Origin of the sequence: Brevundimonas bullata (assembly GCF_003350205.1) — a bacterium.
Lineage (GTDB): Bacteria > Pseudomonadota > Alphaproteobacteria > Caulobacterales > Caulobacteraceae > Brevundimonas > Brevundimonas bullata.
In genome coordinates, this window is record NZ_QLLC01000012.1 from 87,304 (window position 1) to 104,784 (window position 17,481).

The following is a 17,481-nucleotide window of genomic DNA, read 5'->3' on the forward strand; positions in this document are numbered from 1 at the left end:
CGCGATGTCCGGGATGACGCAGGATGCTCCCCTTGCGCCCGCCCGCGACGCAGGCAAGGCTGCACAAAACGGAGGGGCCCCGATGACGAAACCGAGCGATCTGCCATCCCTGATCGGCCAAGAGGTCGGCGTCAGCCGCTGGATCACGGTGGACCAGGCGCGCATCGACGCCTTCGCCCGCACCACCGAGGACGAGCAGTTCATCCACGTCGATCCCGAACGGGCCAGGACCACGCCCTTTGGCGGGACCATCGCCCACGGCTTCCTGACCCTCAGCCTGGCCTCGGCCATGAGCTATGACGCCCTCGCCCCGCTGGACGGCGTGGTCATGGGGGTCAACTACGGCTTCGACAAGCTGCGCTTCCTGGCCCCGGTCCCCGCCGGATCGAAAGTGCGCGGTCGCTTCAAACTGCTGTCCGCCGAGGCCAAGGGCGCCGACGACGGCGTGACCCGCTGGCTGCTCAAGCACGAACTGACCGTCGAGATCGACGGCGCCGACAAGCCCGCCCTGATCGCCGAATGGCTGACCATGCAGATGGTGAAGCCCTGAGCCTCACCCGTTTCCGGTGCTGGACAAGAACGGGATAACGGCGCTCCAGTAACCATAAAGCGCCGCGCACGGTCGGATCGAGGGAGGCTGGACAGTGCACCTACACGCCGTTTCCGTCTTCGACGGCCTGTCCTTTCTGGTGGCGGTGTTCGCGGCCTGGACGGCGCTGGACCTGTTTCAGCAGGTGCGGTCTCATCAGGGCGGCGCGCGGCTGGCCTGGCTGGCCACGGCGGCGACGGCCATGGGCGGCGGCGTCTGGTCGATGCACTTCATCGCCATGCTGGGTTTCGATCCCGGCGCGCCGGTTCGCTATGATCTGCCGCTGACCGTCGCCTCCTTCGTGCTGGCGACGGTCGGGTCCAGCCTCGCCTTCCTGATCGCCGCTGGCCGTGCAGACCGCCGCCGCATGATCCTGGCAGGCCTGGTCATGGGGGCTGGCATCTGCGCCATGCACTATGTCGGCATGGCGGCGCTGAGGACCTCGGCGACCCTGTCCTATGCGCCCGCTCTGGTCGTCCTGTCCGCCGTCATCGCCCTGTTCGCCTCCACCGCCGCCCTGTTCGCGGTCAACCAGGACCGCTCGCCGCTGTGGCGGTTGACGGCGGCCCTGGTCCTGGGTCTGGCCGTGGCGGGCATGCATCATGTGGCCATGGCGGCCCTGACCGTGACCCCGGCACAGGCCGCCGCCACACTGGACCCGCGCGGCGCCCCGCCCCTGATGCTGGCCGTGGCGGTCGCCGGCGTGACCGTCCTCATCCTGTTTCTGGCCCTGGCGGTCGCCATGGTGAATCAGCGCGACAAGCTGATCGCCATCATCGACGCGGGAGGGGTCGGCTACTGGGAGCTGGCCCTTCCGGGGCAGGACCTCTGGCTGTCCGGTCGGGCGCGCAAATACCTCGGCCTGGACCGGGGCGAGCCCTTCGGCGCGCGCGATCTCGCCAAAAAGCTGAAACCCGAGGACATGCTCCGGCGAACGGAAACCCTGGAACGCGCCCTGAGGGGGGACGGCGACTACGCCGCCGAGTATCAGATCCGCGACAGCGGCCGCTGGCTTCAGGTGCGCGGCCGGTTGATCCGTTCGCGGTCAGGCAAGCCGGTCAAGCTGGCGGGGGTGATCACCGACGTCACCGACCGGCATCAGGCCTTCGCCGCCCTGGCCACCAGCGAGCATCGCCAGCGCCTGCTGATCAATGAGCTGAACCACCGGGTGAAGAACACCCTGGCCACGATCCAGTCCATCGCCGCCCTGACGGCCCGCCGCGCGACCAGCGTCGAGGACTTCATGCGCCTGTTCCAGGCGCGGCTGATCGCCCTGTCCGACACCCACAACCTGCTGACCGCCAACGGCTGGGAGCGCGCCCGCCTGCGCGATCTGGTGCTGCAGGAGTTCCGTCCCTATGCCGAGGATCAGCTGCGGATGCAGGGTCCCAACGTGACCCTGGAGTCCGAACAGGCCCTGTCCATGGGCCTGATCCTGCATGAACTGGTCACCAACGCCGCCAAGTACGGCGCGCTGAGCAACCCGGACGCTGCGGGCGGGCGGGTGGACGTGACCTGGGGCGAGGTCGACGACGACGGCCTGATCGTTCTCGACTGGGTCGAAAGCGGCGGCCCGGCCGTCACGGCGCCCACCCAGTCCGGCTTCGGTTCACGCCTGATCGACACCAGCGTGCGCGGCACGCTGAGGGGCACGGCGACGATCGACTATGCCCAGGACGGCCTGCATTGCCGCCTGAAGTTTCAGCCGGGCGCGGCGCCCAAGACCTAGTGTTCGCCCAGGCAGCGCAGGGCCACTTCAAGATTGCGCAGGCCGTCTTCGCCCGAGACCGCCGCCGTCTCGCCGGTGCGAATGGCGTGGACGAAGGCCTCGTGCTCCTTCTTCAGCGGTTCCGCCGGCCAGGAGTTGAGCATCCGCGTCAAATAGGAGCCGTCCGGCTGCTGGCCGAAATACTCCGTCACCTGGCGGGTGATCAGGTCGGCGACGATGAAGCGGTTCTTGGTGGCGACTTGCAGGGTGCGGGTCTTGTAGGGCGTGACCCAGTTGGTGGTGATGTGGGCGATCACGTCATTGGCCATGCGGAACTGCAACAGGGCCGAGTCTTCGCGGGACGCATGGGCGTGGCCCAGCAGCGACTGGACCTCCACCACTTCGGACCCCGTCAGGTGGCGGATGATGTCGATGTCGTGCACCGCCAGGTCGATGACCACGCCCACCTCGCCCATGCGCGGCGGGAAGGGGCCGACGCGGGTGATCTGGATGGAGATGATCTCGTCGCCGTCGATGGCGCGCTTGACCGTGTCCACCGCCGGGTTGAAGCGCTCGACATGGCCGACCATCAGCACGCGGTTGTTGGCCTTGGCCGCATCGATCATGGCCTGGGCGTCGGCGGTCGTGGCGGCGATGGGCTTCTCGACCAGGACATGGACGCCCGCGTTCAGCAGGGCCACGCCCAACTCGGCGTGGAAACGGTTCGGCGTGGCGATGACGGCGGCGTCGAGGCCGGCGGCGACAAAAGCCTGCGCCGTGGTGACGGCGGTCGCGCCATAAGCCTCAGCCACGCCCTCGGCGGTCACGGCGTCGGGATCGAAGATGGTCGTCAGCTCGACGTCGCGCAGTTCGGACAGGACGCGGGCATGGTTGCGGCCCATGACGCCGGCGCCGGCGACGCCGATCTTGAGGGAGGTCTGCTGGGTCATGGGGATCAGGCCTTGAAGCTGGCGACGGCGGCGATGATGCGGTCCTGCGTCGCCTCGTCCAGATCCGAGTGCATCGGCAGGCTGATGACGCGCTGCATCAGGCGCTCAGTCACCGGCAGGCCCTGGGGTCCGCGCGGATACATCTCATAGGCCGGCTGAAGGTGCAGCGGGATCGGGTAATAGACGGCGGTCGGCACGCCCTGTTCCTTCAGGTGCGCGGCCAGACCGTCGCGGTCCTCGTGCTCGATGGTGTATTGCGCCCAGTTCGAGACATTGCCCGTCGGCACGTCCGGCACGGCGGCGACGTGGGGGCGCAAGGCCTCGTTGTAGCGAGCGGCGATGCGATTGCGCCACTCGATCTCCTGACCGAAGACCTTCAACTTCTCGATCAGGACGGCGGCCTGGATGGTGTCCAGACGGCTGTTCAGGCCGATCCGCATGTTCAGGTATTTGGGGTCGTGGTCGAAGGTCTTGCCCGCCAGATCCCGCGCCACAGCCTTGCCGTGGACGCGAATGGAATCGATCAGCTGGGCCAGGTCGTCGTCATTGGTCAGCACCGCCCCGCCGTCGCCGTAGCAGCCCAGGGGCTTGGCCGGGAAGAAGCTGGTGGTGGTGATGTCGGCCCACTTCAGCGGGTGCTCGCCGTCGATGGTGCAGCCAAACCCTTGCGCCGAATCCGAGATCAGCTTCAGGCCGTGCTTGTCGCAGATGGCCTTGATCGCCGGATAGTCGGCGGGCTGGCCGAACAGGTCGACGGCGATGACCACGCGCGGCGTCAGGCGGCCTTCCTTCAGCGTCGCCTCGATGGCGGCCTCCAGATGGCCCGGGTCCATGTTGTAGGTCGTCGCGTCCACGTCGATGAAGACCGGCTCGGCGTCGAACCAGGGCACGACCTCGGCGGTCGCCGCGAAGGTGAAGCTGGGCACGAAGACCGCGTCGCCGCGTCCCACGCCCCAGGCCATCAGCGGCAGGGCCAGGGCGTCGGTGCCGTTGGCGCAGCCCAGGGCGTGCTTGGCCTGACCAAAGGCGGCCAGGTCGGCCTCGAACTGGCGCACCTGCGGGCCCATGACCCAGGCGCCGCCGACGACGGCCTCCTGAACGGCGGCCTCGATCTTGCCGCCGAGGCGAAGGCGCTGGGCCTGAAGGTCGATGAAGGGAATGGTCATGAGGGGGTCGCTCTCTCGGTGGGGGCCGCGCAGGCGGAACTCGGTTCGGCGCACGGACGCGAAGGCGGATCAACTATCTTGAGCGCCTCCTACCAAAGCCCAGGGCCTCTCGACAAACCCGCGAGGGTCACTTCGCGTTGCCGGTTGCAACGAAAGCCATGCTTGGCAAAGCCCGCGACCCTGCCTAAGCCCACTGGAAGATGACGCTTCCAACGATGCAAGATCGGGTCCGCGACTGGCTGTTCCGCCAGGCCCTACCGCTGTGGGCGGACGCCGGGATCGACGCCGAGGGCCGCTTCTTCGAGAAGCTGGACTTCGACGGCCGCCCGATCACCGGCCGCCCGCGCCGCACGCGGGTGCAGGCGCGTCAGGTCTATGTCTTCGCCGAAGCCGTCTCGCTCGGGTGGGGGGAAGGCGAGGCCGTCGCTCGCCGCGCGCTCGACGTCCTGATCCGCGACTATCGCCGTGACGACGGCCTATGGGTCCGCAGCGTCGACGACGCGGGCGCCGTGCTCGACGCCACGCCCGACCTCTATGATCTGGCCTTCGTCCTGTTCGCCCTCGCCGCCGCCCATCGCGTGCTGAAAGACGAGCGCGCCCGGCCCCTGGCCCTGGCCACCCTCGCCGCCATCGAAGCCCGGATGGCCGACCCCGTCCACGGCGGCTGGCAGGAGGCCCTGCCCCCCGTCCTGCCGCGCCGCCAGAACCCGCACATGCACATGCTGGAGGCCCTGCTGGCCTGGCAGGCGATCGCCCCCGATCCGGCCTTCGAGGCGGCGGCGCGCCGCGTGCTGGACCTGTTCGACCGATGCTTCTTCGACCGCGAACATCTGATGCTGGGCGAGTTCTATGATCGCGACTGGACCGTGCGTCCCGGCTCGGAGGGCCAGTGCATCGAGCCGGGCCACCATATGGAATGGGTCTGGCTTCTGGGCGAGGCGGCGCGTCTGGGCCTGCCGGACCTCAGTTCCGCCGCCCGCGCTCTCTACACCAGCGCCCTGACCTGCGGCCTCCGCCCCGACGGCCTGGCCGTGCGCGAGATCAGCCGGATCGGACAGGTCCGCGACGGCGGCGTCCGCCTGTGGGCCCAGACCGAGCTTCTGCGCACCCTGAAGACGCGCGGCGAACACGCCAGGGCGGACCATCTGATCCAGCGCCTGTTCGAGACCCATCTGGCCACCGCCACGCCCGGCCTGTGGGTCGACAGTTTCGACGCCGCCGGCGCGCCCCAGGACGCCGACGTGCCCGCCTCCAGCCTCTATCACCTGATGACCGCCTTCTCGGCCCTGCTGACGGAACCCGCATGAGCCGCCCCATGAAGCGTCCTGGCGCCTTCCTCGACCGCGACGGCGTCCTGATCGTCGACTGCGGCTTTCCGCATCGCCCCGACCAGCTGGTGCTGATCCCCGGCGCCGCCGAGGCGGTGAAGCAGCTGAACGCGGCCGGCTATGTCACGGTCATCGTCACCAACCAGTCGGGCGTGGCGCGCGGGATGTTCAGCGAAGAGACCATGCACGGCTTCAACGCCCTGCTGGTCCAGCGCCTGGCCGAGGCCGGCGCCCGCATAGACGCCGTCTATGCCTGCCCCTTCCACGCCGAGGCCGTGGACGACCGCTATCGCCACCCCGACCACCCGGACCGCAAGCCCAATCCGGGCATGTTGCTCAAAGCCGTCGCCGAGCACGATCTCGACCCGGCCCGCTCGCTGATGATCGGCGACCAGGCCTCGGACATGGAGGCGGCCCGGCGCGCGGGCGTCGTCGGCTATCGCTTCGAGGGCGGAAATCTGGACCACCTGGTCGCCGCCGCCCTGTCATCCTGATCGCAATTCCGCATCCGGTGAATTAGGCTGCTGGCGACGCTGGACGCGCAAGCAAGAGAAACGCCTGATGACCGCCGCCTACGCCGAACGCCGCTGGACCTCGCCGGACGGCCTGAGCCTGTTCGCCCGCGACTACGCCCCCGCCGACGGCCCGGCCCGTCTTCCGGTCATCGCCATCCACGGCCTGACCCGCAACAGCGCCGACTTCGAGGTCATCGCCGCCCTGATCGCACAGAGCGGCCGCCGCATCCTGGCCGTGGACGTGCGCGGGCGCGGCCAGTCCGACCGCGCGCCCGACCCCATGACCTATACGCCCGACGTCTATGCGCGCGACGTGGTCGCCCTGATGGAACAGCTAGGGATCGAGAAGGCCGTCTTCCTCGGCACCTCCATGGGCGGGCTGATCACCATGGCCCTGACCGCGATCAAGCCCAAGGCCATCGCCGCCGCCATCCTCAACGACGTGGGGCCGGAGCTGGCGCCCGAGGGCCTGGCCCGCATCGCCGCCTATACGGGCCAGCCGGTCGTCATCGAGACCTGGGCCGACGCCGCCGCCTATGCCAAGCGCATCAACGAGACGGCCCTGCCCCACTACACCGACGCCGACTGGGCTGCCTTCGCCCGACGCACCTTCCGCGAGGGGACCGAGGGCGCGCCGGTGCTGGACTATGACCCCGACATCTCGGCGCCGATCAAGGCGGCGGGGGCCAAGGCCCTGATCCCCAACCTCTGGCCCTATTTCCGCGCCCTGGCGCGCAAGAAGCCGACCCTGCTGCTGCGCGGCGCGACCTCGGACCTGCTCAGCCCCGCCATCGTCGCCAGGATGCGAAAGGCCGCGCCCGCCATGGCCTACGCCGAGGTCCCAGCCGTCGGCCACGCCCCCATGCTGGATGAAGCCGAGGCCCGCGCGGCCATCTTCGAGTTTCTGGCGGGGGTTGGCTGACACCACCCCTCAGTCATTCCGGGGCGGCGCAGCCGAACCCGGAACCCAGGCGTTCGATCCACCCTCGCCGTCATCCTCGGGCTTGACCCGAGGATCGAGTGTAGCGGCGCGCTGAACTGATTCCTTCGTCGCGCGGGCGGATCGCCCGATCCTCGGGTCAAGCCCGAGGATGACGACTGAGGTCGAAGCCCCAGAACTACGCCTTCTTCACAAACTCCGTCCGCAGAACCAGCCCGCGCACCTTGTCGACATTGGCTTCGATCTCGTCGGTGTCGCCGGTCAGGCGGATGTTCTTGACCATCGTCCCGCGCTTCAGCGTCACCCCGCCCGAGCCCTTGACCTTCAGGTCCTTGATCAGGGTCACGCTGTCGCCGTCGGCCAGGATGTTGCCGTTGGAGTCCTTGGTCACGTCGTCGGTCATGGTCGGTCCTGCAGATGGAAAAGAGGGGTCGCCGCTTGCACGACGACCCCGGTTCCCTCTGGCCTATTCGGCCTGGCGGGCCTGGGCAAGGGCGATGCGCGCCTGAAGGTGCTCGTCCTGGGCCGAGGCCGCCGAAATGGCGTTGAAGCGTTCGATCTCCAGGCCGACCTTGGTGATGGCGGCGGCCATCTGGGCCTGCTGCTCGGCGTTCGGCTGGGCGCCGTTGAGGGCGCGGGCGACGCCCGAGATCTCGGCCATGGCGGTGGCGAACTGCGCCGCCTCGGCGTCGGTCACGCCCGCGCCGATCGAGCCCGGCGCCGACGGCGCAGCGCCGGCCACGGCGGCGCGGGCCTGAAGCACCCGATCCCCCGCCACCGCCGCCGAAATGGCGTTGAAGCGTTCGACCGTCAGGCCGGAATTCTGCACCGCGCCGGCCATCTCGGCCTGCTGTTCGGCCGTGGGAGCGCCGTTCTGAACGGCGGCGGAGACGGCCTTAACCTTGGTCATGGCGGCGGCGAACTGGGCCAGTTCAGCGTCGGTGGGGGCTGCGGCGGTCGCAGCGGCGGCCGAGGCCTCGGCCTCTTGCGCCAGCGCGGGCGCAGCGGTGATCAGGAATGCGGAGAGGGCGGCGGCGGTCAAAAGACGCATGGCTTGTCCTTCTTCGATCCCGAACGCTCAGCCCACGACTGACCCGGACTAGGCCGGGCTCTCCCGCACGACCGGGATGGAGAAGTCTCACAAGGGGGCGGGGAGGCCCAAACGCTAACCCATGCGTCAAAGCGGCGTAAACCCCGCGCGGGCCATTTTACGGAACGTTGGCGTCCAACTCGTCCAGCCAGACCCGCGCGCTGCTGTCCGACGGGGCCCGCCAGTCGCCGCGCGGCGACAGGGAGCCGCCCGTCACCACCTTGGGCCCATTGGGCAGGGCCGAGCGCTTGAACTGGCTGGTCTGGAAGAAGCGGATCAGGAACTTGCGCAGCCAGGCCTTGATGGTCGCCAGGTCATAGGCGACCCGCTCCGCCTCGGGCAGACCGGCGGGCCAGGCGCTCGTCGTCGCGTCGCCCCAGGCCTGATGGGCGAGGAAGGCGACCTTGGACGGCTTCAGCCCGAACCGGCTGATGTAGAACAGGAAAAAATCGTTCAGGGCATAGGGTCCGACGATGCTCTGCGTCGACTGGATCGCCCCGCCCGCGCCCGCCGGCACCAGTTCGGGCGAAATCTCGGTGGCCAGGATGGCGTGCAGGATGGGCGCGGCCTCGGCCCCGATCAGTTCTCCCTCGGCCACCCAGCGGATCAGGTGCTGGATCAGGGTCTTCGCCACCCCGCCGTTGACGTTGTAGTGGCTCATGTGGTCGCCGACGCCATAGGTGCACCAGCCCAAGGCTAGTTCCGACAGGTCGCCGGTGCCCAGGACGAAGCCGTGGTTCTGATTGGCCAGGCGGAACAGATAGTCGGTGCGCAGCCCCGCCTGAACGTTCTCGAAGGTGATGTCGTGAACCGGCTGGCCGTCGGCGAAGGCATGGCCGATGTCCTTCAGCATCTGTTCGGCGGCGGGACGAATGTCGATCTCGGCGCCCGTGACGCCCAGGGCCTGCATCAAGGCCCAGGCGTTGGACTTGGTCCCCTCCGACGTGGCGAAGCCCGGCATCGTAAAGGCCAGAATCCCCGTGCGCGGCAGCTTCAACCGGTCGAAGGCGCGACAGGCCACCAGCAGGGCCTGGGTCGAATCCAGCCCGCCCGAGACGCCGATCACCAGGGTCTTGGACCCCGTCGCGGTCATCCGCCGCATCAGGCCCTGGACCTGGATGTTGAAGGCCTCGAAGCAGTCCTGATCCAGACGGGCCGGATCGTCCGGCACGAAGGGGAAACGGTCCAGCGGACGGATCAGGGCGTCGTTCGGCCCCTCCCCCGCCTCAAATGGAACCACGGTCGCGGCTTCGCCCTCCAGCCGGGCGCAGTCGGCGAAGGTGCCGTTGCGCAGACGGTCCAGACCGATGCGATCCACGTCCACGTCGGCGATGGTCAGATGGCTTTCCAGCGCGAAACGCTCGCCCTCGGCCAACCGCGCGCCCAGTTCGTGGATGGTCGCCTGGCCGTCCCAGGCCAGGTCCGTCGTGCTCTCGCCCCAGCCCGAGGCGGCGAAGACATAGGCCGACAGGGTGCGGCTCGACTGGCTGGCGCAGAGCAAGGCCCGTTCGTCCGCCTTGCCGATGACGATGTTGGAGGCCGACAGGTTGCAGAGAATCCGCGCGCCCGCTAGCGCCGCCCGCGTCGACGGCGGCTGCGGCGCCCAGAAGTCTTCGCAGATCTCGACCGCGAAGACGAAGCCCGGCCGGTTGGTGGCCTCGAAGATCAGACCCGGCGCGAAATCGACGCTCTCGCCGTTCAGGACGACCGCGTCCTCTGACCGACTGGCGGCGGGCGCGAACCAGCGCTTCTCGTAGTATTCGCGGTAGTTGGGCAGATAGGTCTTGGGCACGACGCCCAGCACCTCGCCGCCGCCCAGCACCACGGCGCAGTTGAACAGGGCGTCGCCGTTGCGGATCGGCGCGCCGATCACGGCGATCACACCCGCCTCGTCCGCCACCTCGGCCAGTTCGGCGATGCGGCGCTCGACCTCCTCCAGCAGGGCCGCCTGCATCAGCAGGTCGTCGATGGCGTAGGCGCTGAGCGAAAGCTCAGGGAAGACCAGCAAGTCCACCCCCGCCTCGCCCGCCTGACGGATCAGCCTCGCGTGCTCCTCGGCGTTGGCGGCCGGATCGGCGACATGGACCACCGGGGTCGCGGCGGCCACACGCACGAAGCCATGGGCGCGCGGGGCGTGGAAGGGGTGCGTATCGGACTTCGCCATCTAGTTTCCGTTCCTGTCGGCTGCGCCGATCGAGGCTTCAAGCCCCTGCCGATCTCTCATCCCCGTCATCCTCGGCCTCGTGCCGAGGATCCATAGACTCGACGTTGGCTGATCCTGGCGTCGAGCCCGAACCCCCAAGCACGGCGTTTATAGATTCTCGGGACAAGCCCGAGAATGACGGGGGCTGGAAACCGGCGGACCGCCCCTCAGCCCTAGTCTTCCTCTCCATATAGGGTCGCGCCGCCGGGCCAAAGCCTTTCGCGGTTTGTAGTGACCTGCGAACCGGCGTCGGCTAAGGCTCAGGCCATGAGCGATACGCCCAAAAAAGGCTGGTTCCAGCGACTGAGCGCGGGTCTGTCCCGCTCCTCCAAACAGATGACCGAACAGGTCGTCTCGACCTTCGTGAAGGAGCCTCTGTCCGAAGAGGCGCTGGAGCGCCTGGAAGAGCACCTGATCGAGAGCGACCTGGGCCCCGCCGCCTCGGCCCGCATCGTCGAACGCTTCCGCGAGCTGCGCTTCGGCAAGACGTCGGACGAGCGCGAGATCAAGGAGGCCCTGGCCGAGGCCGTGGCCGCCGAGCTGCTGCCGCGTCAGGCGACCTTTGATCCCCTCAGCGGACCCAAGCCCTATGTCGTCCTGTTCGTCGGCGTGAACGGCTCGGGCAAGACCACGACCCTGGGCAAGATCGCCTCGGACCTGACGGCCAAGGGCGCCAAGGTGATGATCGTCGCGGGCGACACCTTCCGCGCCGCCGCCCGCGAACAGCTGAAGGTCTGGGCCGAACGCGCGGGGGCTGATTTCGAGAGCCGTCGCGACGGCGCCGACGCCGCCGGCCTGGCCTTTGACGCCTATGCCAAGGCCAAGGCCGAGGGCTATGACGTGGTCCTGATCGACACCGCCGGGCGGCTGCAGAACAAGTCCGCCCTGATGGACGAGCTGCTGAAGATCGTCCGTGTGCTGAAAAAGGTCGACGCCGACGCTCCGCACGAGACCCTGCTGGTGCTGGACGCCACCGTGGGCCGCAACGCCCTGGAGCAGGAAAAGGTCTTCGGCCGCACGGCCTATGTCTCGGGCGTGGTCATGACCAAGCTGGACGGCACGGCGCGCGGCGGGGTCCTGGTCCCCGTGGCCCAGGCCTCGGACGCCCCGATCAAGCTGATCGGCGTCGGCGAAGGCGTCGACGACCTGCAACCCTTCGACGCGCGCGCGTTTTCCCGATCACTGGTCGGGCTTGAGGACTGAAGCGTATGAGTGAAGCCGTCGAAACCAAACGTCCGCAGTGGATTCGTCAGGCCGTCGATTTCGGCGCCCTGATCGCCTTCATGGCCGCCTATTTCATCACCCGCGACATGATCAAGGCCACCTGGGTCCTGGTGATCGCCTCGATGATCGCCCTGGTCGTCGGCTTCGTGCTGGAGCGCCGCCTGGCCCCCATGCCCCTGATCACCGGCGGCTTCGCCCTGGTCTTCGGCGCCCTGACCATCCTGACCGACGACGACCTGTTCGTGAAGCTGAAGCTGACGGTGCAGAACGGGCTGCTGGCGGTCGTCCTGCTGGGGTCCATCCCGCTGAACAAGTCGCCGTTCAAGGCTCTGCTCGGCTCGGCCATCCAGGTGACGGACGCCGCCTGGCGCAAGCTGACCTTCCGCTACGGGATTTATTTCCTCTGCGTCGCCATCGCCAACGAGGTCTTCCGCAGCCCCGAGGCCGTCACCGCTATCTGGTCGGCGCTGAACCTCGGAACCCCCGACCCCAACGGCGTCTGGACCGGCTTCCGCGGCGTCCTGTGGATCGCCGCCTCCATCTTCGGTCTGTGCCAGGTGCCGCTGATCATGAAGAACATGATCAAGAACGAAGAGCCCGGCCCCATCTCGCCCGACACGGGGCTTTAAGCCCCGTCATCCCGGCCAAGGCCGCAAGGGCGCCGAGCCGGGACCGCTACAGACGCAACCCAGAGCAAGAGACGGCGTTACTTTGCGGTCCCGGATAACGGCTACGCCGTTTCCGGGATGACGATAGCTCGGGGCCTCAAGTAGCCCGTGAGGGCGGTAGGCCCCCAGACAAAATGTCTTCAAAACGTCAGGGTTTTCGTCGTCAAAGCGTAAAGCGCGGCTGTTAGCTGTCGCGCCATGTCCGGTTGCTCCACGCGGTCGGAACGGGGAACCAAGACGATGGTCAAGTCAGGCAAGCAGGCGAAGATCAAGGGCGGGCTGGCGGATTCGCCCAGCCACCTGATGCACCGGGTGTTGCAGCTGGCGCTCGACATCTACGCCGAGGAGGCCGGTCCTGACGGCCTGACCCAGCGCCAGTTCGCCGTGCTGGAGGCGGTCTCGGCGCGCTCGGGCCTGACCCAGACCGATCTGGTCAAGGCCACCGGCATCGACCGCTCCACCCTGGCCGATCTGGTCGCCCGCATGACCGCCAAGGGGCTGCTGGAGCGCGAACGCTCGGCCCTGGACGCCCGCGCCAAGGCCGTGCGCCTGTCCGAGGCCGGTCAGGCCGCGCTGGAGGCCGCCCGCCCGCGCGTCGTCGCCGCCGACAAGCGCATCCTGGCCCTGCTGCCCAAGGCCCGGCGCGAGGGCTTCCTCGACCTGCTGACCAGCCTGACCGACGCCGCCGACGCCGCCCCCGAACAGGCCCGCGCCGAGGCCAGGATCGCCAAGAAGGCCGCCAAGGAGGCCCGAAAGGCCGAGAAGGCCGCGAAAAAGGCCCTGGACGGCGCCCGGCCGAAAAAGAAGAAGAAGGCCGTTGAAGTCGTCGCCGAAACGGGCGCCGTCGAAGCGGTGATCATTCCGCTGAAAGACGTGGCGAAGGCCTAACCCCCTCGTCACCCTCGGGCTTATCCCGAGGGCCCATCGTTCGGCAAACGCCTCGCGTCCCTTGCAGACGAAAGGCGCGACCCGAGCGATTCCGCGCAGTTTGTGAGGCCGCCATAGGCCCTCGGGACAAGCCCGAAGGTGACGGTTGTTATGGGGTCAGACCCGGATATCCAGCAGCGAACCCGGCCGCTGATAGCGCGTAGCCGAAGGCGCTTCCTGCGTCTGAACTGATCGCACCGGCGTGTCCGCCCGGGTCTCGACCGGAGCCGCGGCGGGCGTCGGCGCGCTCACCCCCATGGCCGCGCGGAAGAAGGCGGACTGGGAGGTTCTCAGCGCATGGGCCGCGCCGCCTGCGGGAGGCGGAAAGGCCGGGCGGTCTGAAGGAATCGCGGACATGGGCCGACGATCCGCGCAAACGGTCTAGATATGGTTAATGCGCGATTCACCGTGTTTCGCACGGAAGCGGCGTTAGCGGACCGGGGCCTTCAGCGCATCGACCAGCTTCTGCAAGTCGGCGTCGGTCAGCACCGGCCCCGACGACTTGGCGACGATGGTCCCGTAGGCGTCGACGGCAAAGCTCTCCGGCACGCCCGAGACGCCCAGATCCAGCCCCGCCCGCCCCTCGCGGTCCACCAGGACCAGGGCGTAGGGGTCGCCCAGTTCGTCGAGGAAGGCGCGGGTCGCAATGGGGTCGTCCTTGTAGGCCACGCCGACGACATTGATCCCTTGCGCCTTGAGTTTCAGCAGCTGCGGGTGCTCCAGCCGGCACGGCGCGCACCAGCTGGCGAACAGGTTGACGATCATCGGCTTGCCGACCCCCGCCGTCTTCAGGTCCAGGCGCTGATCGGTCTCGACATCGCCTTGCAGGATGGGAAGGACCGTCAGGGGGATCGGCTGCCCCACCAGGGCGTCGGGCTTGTAGGACCGCCCCTGACCCGGCGCGCCGGACAGGGTGTTCAACTGGACCATCAGGAAGACGCCCACGGCCAGCAGGGCGACGATGGGGATCAGGGCGAACCAGCGGTTCATTTGCGGGCCTCTTCCAGGCGGGTCAGTTCGCGTTTCCAGCGCCGGGCGGCGACCAGGGCGCGCAGCGAGATCGCGGTGAGCGCGACTGCGCTGATCGCCCAGGACGACCAGACGAAGACGCCGTAGGGGCTCATGTCGAGATCCAGCATCGGCGGTTCCTTCAGGCTTCTTGCGCGGCGCGAGCGCGTAAGGACAGGACGCGGCGACGCCGCACCTCGGTGCGGATCGACGTCAGCCAGACGGCGCCGAACAGCAGGCCGTAGGCCGCCATCATGGTCAGCAGGGGCGCCAGATAGGCCGGGTCCAGACTGGTCCCGCCCGCGCGCAGCAAGGACGCCGGCTGATGCAAGGTGTTCCACCAGTCGACCGAAAACTTGACGATGGGCAGGTTGATCAAGCCGACCAGGCCCAGCACCGCGGCGGCGCGGCCAGCCTTGGCCTCGTCGTCGATCGAGGCGCGCAGGGCCATGTAGCCGAGGTAAAACAGGAACAGCACCAGCACGCTGGTCAGCCGCGCGTCCCACACCCACCAGGTCCCCCACATGGGCTGGCCCCACAGCGCCCCGGTGATCAGGGCCAGACCCGTCAGCACCGCGCCCGGCAGAGCGGCGGCGCGGGCGGCGGCGTCGGCCAGAGGGTGACGAAAGACGAGAGCGAAGAAGCTGGAAACGCCCAGGGCGGCATAGGCGCCCAGCCCGAGCGTCGCGGCGGGCACATGAATGAACATGATCCGCACCGTGTCGCCCTGCTGATAATCAGCGGGCGCGGTGAAGCTGAGCCAGGTCCCCACGGCCAGCAAGACGACCGCCAGCCCCCACAGCACCGGGGTGAGCGGGCGGGTGAAGCGCATGAAGCGGTCGGGATTGGCGAGGCCGAACATGGTCCGCCGATTACGCGGCGCGACGGGGAACGGCAAGCGCTCCGGATATCGCGTTCAGCAAAACAGCGGAGCGCGAAACCACCCACCCTCCGTCATCCCCGGGCTTGTCCCGGGGATCCAGAGACTCCAGCGTGGCAAGCGGCCCGCCCCGTGAGCCAAACAACAGGCGTCGTGTTTCTGGATTCTCGGCACAGGGCCGAGAATGACGGCCAAAATCTGCGACCTACAGCGTCAGCCCGTGCTCGGCGGCCAGGGCCTCCAGCTTGACCATCGGACGCGGTCCCCAGTGAGCGATGACTTCGGAGGCGGCCAGCGAACCCAGGGCCCCGGCCTCGGCCAGCGAAAGGCCGCGCGCCAAACCCAGCAGGACCCCGGCGGCGTACTGGTCGCCCGCCCCCGTGGTGTCGACCACCTTGTCCACCGGGACGGCGGCGATCTCGACCCGCTCGTCGCCACGGAACAGCACCGAACCGGCGGCGCCGCGCGTCACGGCGGCGACCTCGACGATGCGGCCCAGGTGGGCGGCGGCGGTATCAAAGTCCTCGGTCTCGAACAGGGCGTGCAGTTCGGATTCATTGGCCAGGACGATGTCGGCCGAGGCCTCGATGAAGGCCAGCAGCTCGGCGCGCCAGCGGTGGACGACAAAGCTGTCCGACAGGGTGATGGCGACCTTGCGGCCCGCCGCATGGGCGGCGGCGGCGGCGGCCTCGAAGGCGGCGCGGGCCGGGGCCGGATCGAACAGATAGCCTTCCAGATAGACGATCTCGCTGGCGCCGATCAGCTCGGCGTCGATGTCAGCAACCGTCAGCTGGTTGGCGGCGCCCAGGAAGGTGCACATGGTGCGCTGGGCGTCGGGCGTGACGTTGATCAGGCAACGGCCGGTGCCGAAGCCCTGCCCTGCGCCGTCTTCCAGAACCGGAGTGTCGAAGTGGACGCCGGCGGCGCGGATGTCGTGGCTGAAGACCTCGCCCAGGGTGTCCTTGGCCACCTTGCCGATATAGGCCGCGCGACCGCCGAACGAGCCGACGCCCGCCACGGTGTTGCCGGCCGACCCGCCCGAGGCCTCGACCCCCGCCGCCATGGCGTCATAGAGAGCCGCGCTCTGGGCTTCGTCCACCAGCTGCATCGAGCCGGGCGTCAGGCCCTGGGCGTCGAGGAAGGCGGGCTCGCACGGGCTCAGCACGTCGACGATGGCGTTGCCGACGGCGCAGACGTCGAAGCGGGCGGCAGAGATGGCGTTCTGGGTCATGCGCGCCCCATAGCGGGACAAGCGTCGCGACGCCAGCGCCGGGCTTTTCGCCGCCGTCGAAAACAGCCTATGCAGGTCGCCTCCGAGGAGCCGCCCCCATGATCGACGTCGCTGTCCTGACCCCCGACCCCGCCGACCCCTCCTACGCCGGGCAATGGCCGGGCGTGCTAGACCGACTGAGCGGGGCCCTCGCCACGGCGGGGATCAAGGCCCGGCCGACGCCCTGGACCGATCACGTCGAGAACGCCCATGGCCTGATGGACTATCCGTTGGTCCTGCCGCTGATCGTCTGGGGCTACCACCGCGATCATGACCTCTGGGTTCAGGCCTGCGCGACCTGGGCCGAGGCGGGCGCAGCCCTGGCCAATCCCGCCGAGGTGCTGCGCTGGAACTCCGACAAGCGCTACCTGGCCAAGCTGGCCGAGAAGGGCGTGGCCATCCCGCCGACCATCTGGACCGACCACGCCAGCCCCGCCGTGGTCGAGGCCGCCTTCGCCGCCACCGGCGCCGAGCAACTGATCGTCAAGCCGACCGTATCCGGCGGCGCCTGGCGCACGCTCAAGGTCGCTGCCGGCGACCTGCTGGAACAGGTGCTGACCGAGGCGCCGGAAGGCGGGGCCATGATCCAGCCCTTCCTGCCGACCATCGCCACAGCGGGCGAGACCTCCCTGCTCTTCTTCGGCGGCGACCTGAGCCACGTGGTCAACAAGCGCCCGGCCCACGCCGACGAGTTCCGCATCCAGGTCCAGTACGGCGGCCAGTACCGACGCCTGGATCAGGCCCCCGAAGGCGCGCTGAGCTTGGCCGAACGGACGCTCGCCGCCATCGACGAGCCCCTTCTCTACGCCCGCATCGACATGGTCCCCGACGCCGACGGCCAGTGGCTGCTGATGGAGGCCGAACTCATCGAGCCCGACTTCTACCTCAGCGCCGCCCCCGAGGCCGGCCCCCGCTTCGGCCGCGCCGTAGCGGAGCGGCTGGGGCTGTAGGGCCTCAGCCTATCACTAGCCCTCCCCCTCGAGGGGGGAGGGCTAGTGATAGGCTGAGGCCCTAC

At 68.8% G+C, this 17,481-nt stretch carries 19 protein-coding genes; 9 read left to right on the plus strand and 10 right to left on the minus strand.

What is annotated here, in order from left to right; genetic code table 11:
• The first annotated feature begins 82 nt into the window (after positions 1-82).
• On the plus strand, positions 83-550 hold the full coding sequence (locus DXK21_RS07800) for a MaoC family dehydratase (protein WP_114817217.1): 468 nt from the start codon (positions 83-85) through the stop codon (positions 548-550).
• Positions 551-644: 94 nt separating this feature from the next.
• Positions 645-2,318: an MHYT domain-containing protein gene (locus tag DXK21_RS07805; RefSeq protein ID WP_114817218.1), complete on the plus strand. Its 1,674-nt coding sequence runs from the start codon at positions 645-647 to the stop codon at positions 2,316-2,318.
• Here the strand turns inward: DXK21_RS07805 and DXK21_RS07810 are convergent.
• Complete coding sequence (locus DXK21_RS07810) at positions 2,315-3,247, minus strand: Gfo/Idh/MocA family protein (protein WP_114817219.1); 933 nt, start codon at positions 3,245-3,247, stop codon at positions 2,315-2,317. The genes DXK21_RS07805 and DXK21_RS07810 overlap by 4 nt on opposite strands.
• Before the next feature lie 5 nt (positions 3,248-3,252).
• A complete protein-coding gene (locus DXK21_RS07815; RefSeq protein WP_114817220.1) occupies positions 3,253-4,413 on the minus strand; it encodes a DegT/DnrJ/EryC1/StrS family aminotransferase in 1,161 nt (386 codons plus the stop codon).
• Between the two features lie 215 nt (positions 4,414-4,628).
• Between DXK21_RS07815 and DXK21_RS07820 the strand changes: the two genes are divergently transcribed.
• From DXK21_RS07820 to DXK21_RS07830, 3 genes are all read left to right on the plus strand, one after another.
• Positions 4,629-5,720 (plus strand): AGE family epimerase/isomerase, encoded by a 1,092-nt coding sequence (locus DXK21_RS07820; protein ID WP_245945142.1) that lies wholly within the window; start codon positions 4,629-4,631, stop codon positions 5,718-5,720.
• Between the two features lie 8 nt (positions 5,721-5,728).
• Positions 5,729-6,235, plus strand: coding sequence for a D-glycero-alpha-D-manno-heptose-1,7-bisphosphate 7-phosphatase (locus tag DXK21_RS07825; RefSeq protein ID WP_114817222.1), 507 nt, complete (start codon positions 5,729-5,731; stop codon positions 6,233-6,235).
• A gap of 67 nt (positions 6,236-6,302) precedes the next feature.
• Positions 6,303-7,178, plus strand: coding sequence for an alpha/beta fold hydrolase (locus tag DXK21_RS07830; protein ID WP_114817223.1), 876 nt, complete (start codon positions 6,303-6,305; stop codon positions 7,176-7,178).
• Between the two features lie 196 nt (positions 7,179-7,374).
• On the opposite strand, the gene DXK21_RS07835 is transcribed toward DXK21_RS07830, so the two are convergent.
• The 3 genes from DXK21_RS07835 to DXK21_RS07845 all read right to left on the minus strand — a co-directional run bounded on the left by DXK21_RS07835 (position 7,375) and on the right by DXK21_RS07845 (position 10,450).
• Positions 7,375-7,599 carry an alkylphosphonate utilization protein gene (locus DXK21_RS07835; RefSeq protein WP_114817224.1) on the minus strand — a complete coding sequence of 75 codons (225 nt, stop codon included), beginning with the start codon at positions 7,597-7,599 and terminating at the stop codon, positions 7,375-7,377.
• A gap of 63 nt (positions 7,600-7,662) precedes the next feature.
• Entirely contained in the window at positions 7,663-8,247 is a 585-nt protein-coding gene (locus tag DXK21_RS07840) for a DUF4168 domain-containing protein (RefSeq protein WP_114817225.1), read from the minus strand.
• A gap of 157 nt (positions 8,248-8,404) precedes the next feature.
• Entirely contained in the window at positions 8,405-10,450 is a 2,046-nt protein-coding gene (locus tag DXK21_RS07845) for an NAD(+) synthase (protein WP_114817226.1), read from the minus strand.
• Between the two features lie 306 nt (positions 10,451-10,756).
• Here DXK21_RS07845 and ftsY point away from each other — a divergent pair, with 306 nt between their 5' ends.
• From ftsY to DXK21_RS07860, 3 genes are all read left to right on the plus strand, one after another.
• A complete protein-coding gene (gene ftsY, locus DXK21_RS07850; RefSeq protein WP_114817227.1) occupies positions 10,757-11,692 on the plus strand; it encodes a signal recognition particle-docking protein FtsY in 936 nt (311 codons plus the stop codon).
• A 5-nt stretch (positions 11,693-11,697) separates the two neighbouring features.
• The gene (locus DXK21_RS07855) at positions 11,698-12,342 is read left to right on the plus strand and encodes an inner membrane-spanning protein YciB (RefSeq protein ID WP_114817228.1); all 645 of its coding nucleotides are present in this window, start codon (positions 11,698-11,700) and stop codon (positions 12,340-12,342) included.
• Between the two features lie 279 nt (positions 12,343-12,621).
• Positions 12,622-13,269 (plus strand): MarR family winged helix-turn-helix transcriptional regulator, encoded by a 648-nt coding sequence (locus DXK21_RS07860; protein WP_114817229.1) that lies wholly within the window; start codon positions 12,622-12,624, stop codon positions 13,267-13,269.
• Positions 13,270-13,425: 156 nt separating this feature from the next.
• Here the strand turns inward: DXK21_RS07860 and DXK21_RS07865 are convergent, their stop codons facing one another.
• From DXK21_RS07865 to DXK21_RS07885, 5 genes are all read right to left on the minus strand, one after another.
• A complete protein-coding gene (locus DXK21_RS07865; RefSeq protein ID WP_114817230.1) occupies positions 13,426-13,665 on the minus strand; it encodes a hypothetical protein in 240 nt (79 codons plus the stop codon).
• 72 nt (positions 13,666-13,737) lie between these two features.
• A complete protein-coding gene (locus DXK21_RS07870) occupies positions 13,738-14,298 on the minus strand; it encodes a DsbE family thiol:disulfide interchange protein (protein ID WP_114817231.1) in 561 nt (186 codons plus the stop codon).
• Complete coding sequence (gene ccmD, locus DXK21_RS07875; RefSeq protein ID WP_114817232.1) at positions 14,295-14,447, minus strand: heme exporter protein CcmD; 153 nt, start codon at positions 14,445-14,447, stop codon at positions 14,295-14,297. Before ccmD ends, DXK21_RS07870 begins: the two co-directional genes overlap by 4 nt.
• Before the next feature lie 11 nt (positions 14,448-14,458).
• A complete protein-coding gene (locus DXK21_RS07880) occupies positions 14,459-15,178 on the minus strand; it encodes a heme ABC transporter permease (RefSeq protein ID WP_114817233.1) in 720 nt (239 codons plus the stop codon).
• 223 nt (positions 15,179-15,401) lie between these two features.
• Complete coding sequence (locus DXK21_RS07885) at positions 15,402-16,427, minus strand: adenosine kinase (RefSeq protein ID WP_114817242.1); 1,026 nt, start codon at positions 16,425-16,427, stop codon at positions 15,402-15,404.
• Positions 16,428-16,525: 98 nt separating this feature from the next.
• Here DXK21_RS07885 and DXK21_RS07890 point away from each other — a divergent pair, with 98 nt between their 5' ends.
• Positions 16,526-17,416 (plus strand): ATP-grasp domain-containing protein, encoded by an 891-nt coding sequence (locus tag DXK21_RS07890; protein WP_114817234.1) that lies wholly within the window; start codon positions 16,526-16,528, stop codon positions 17,414-17,416.
• Positions 17,417-17,481 lie beyond the last annotated feature (65 nt).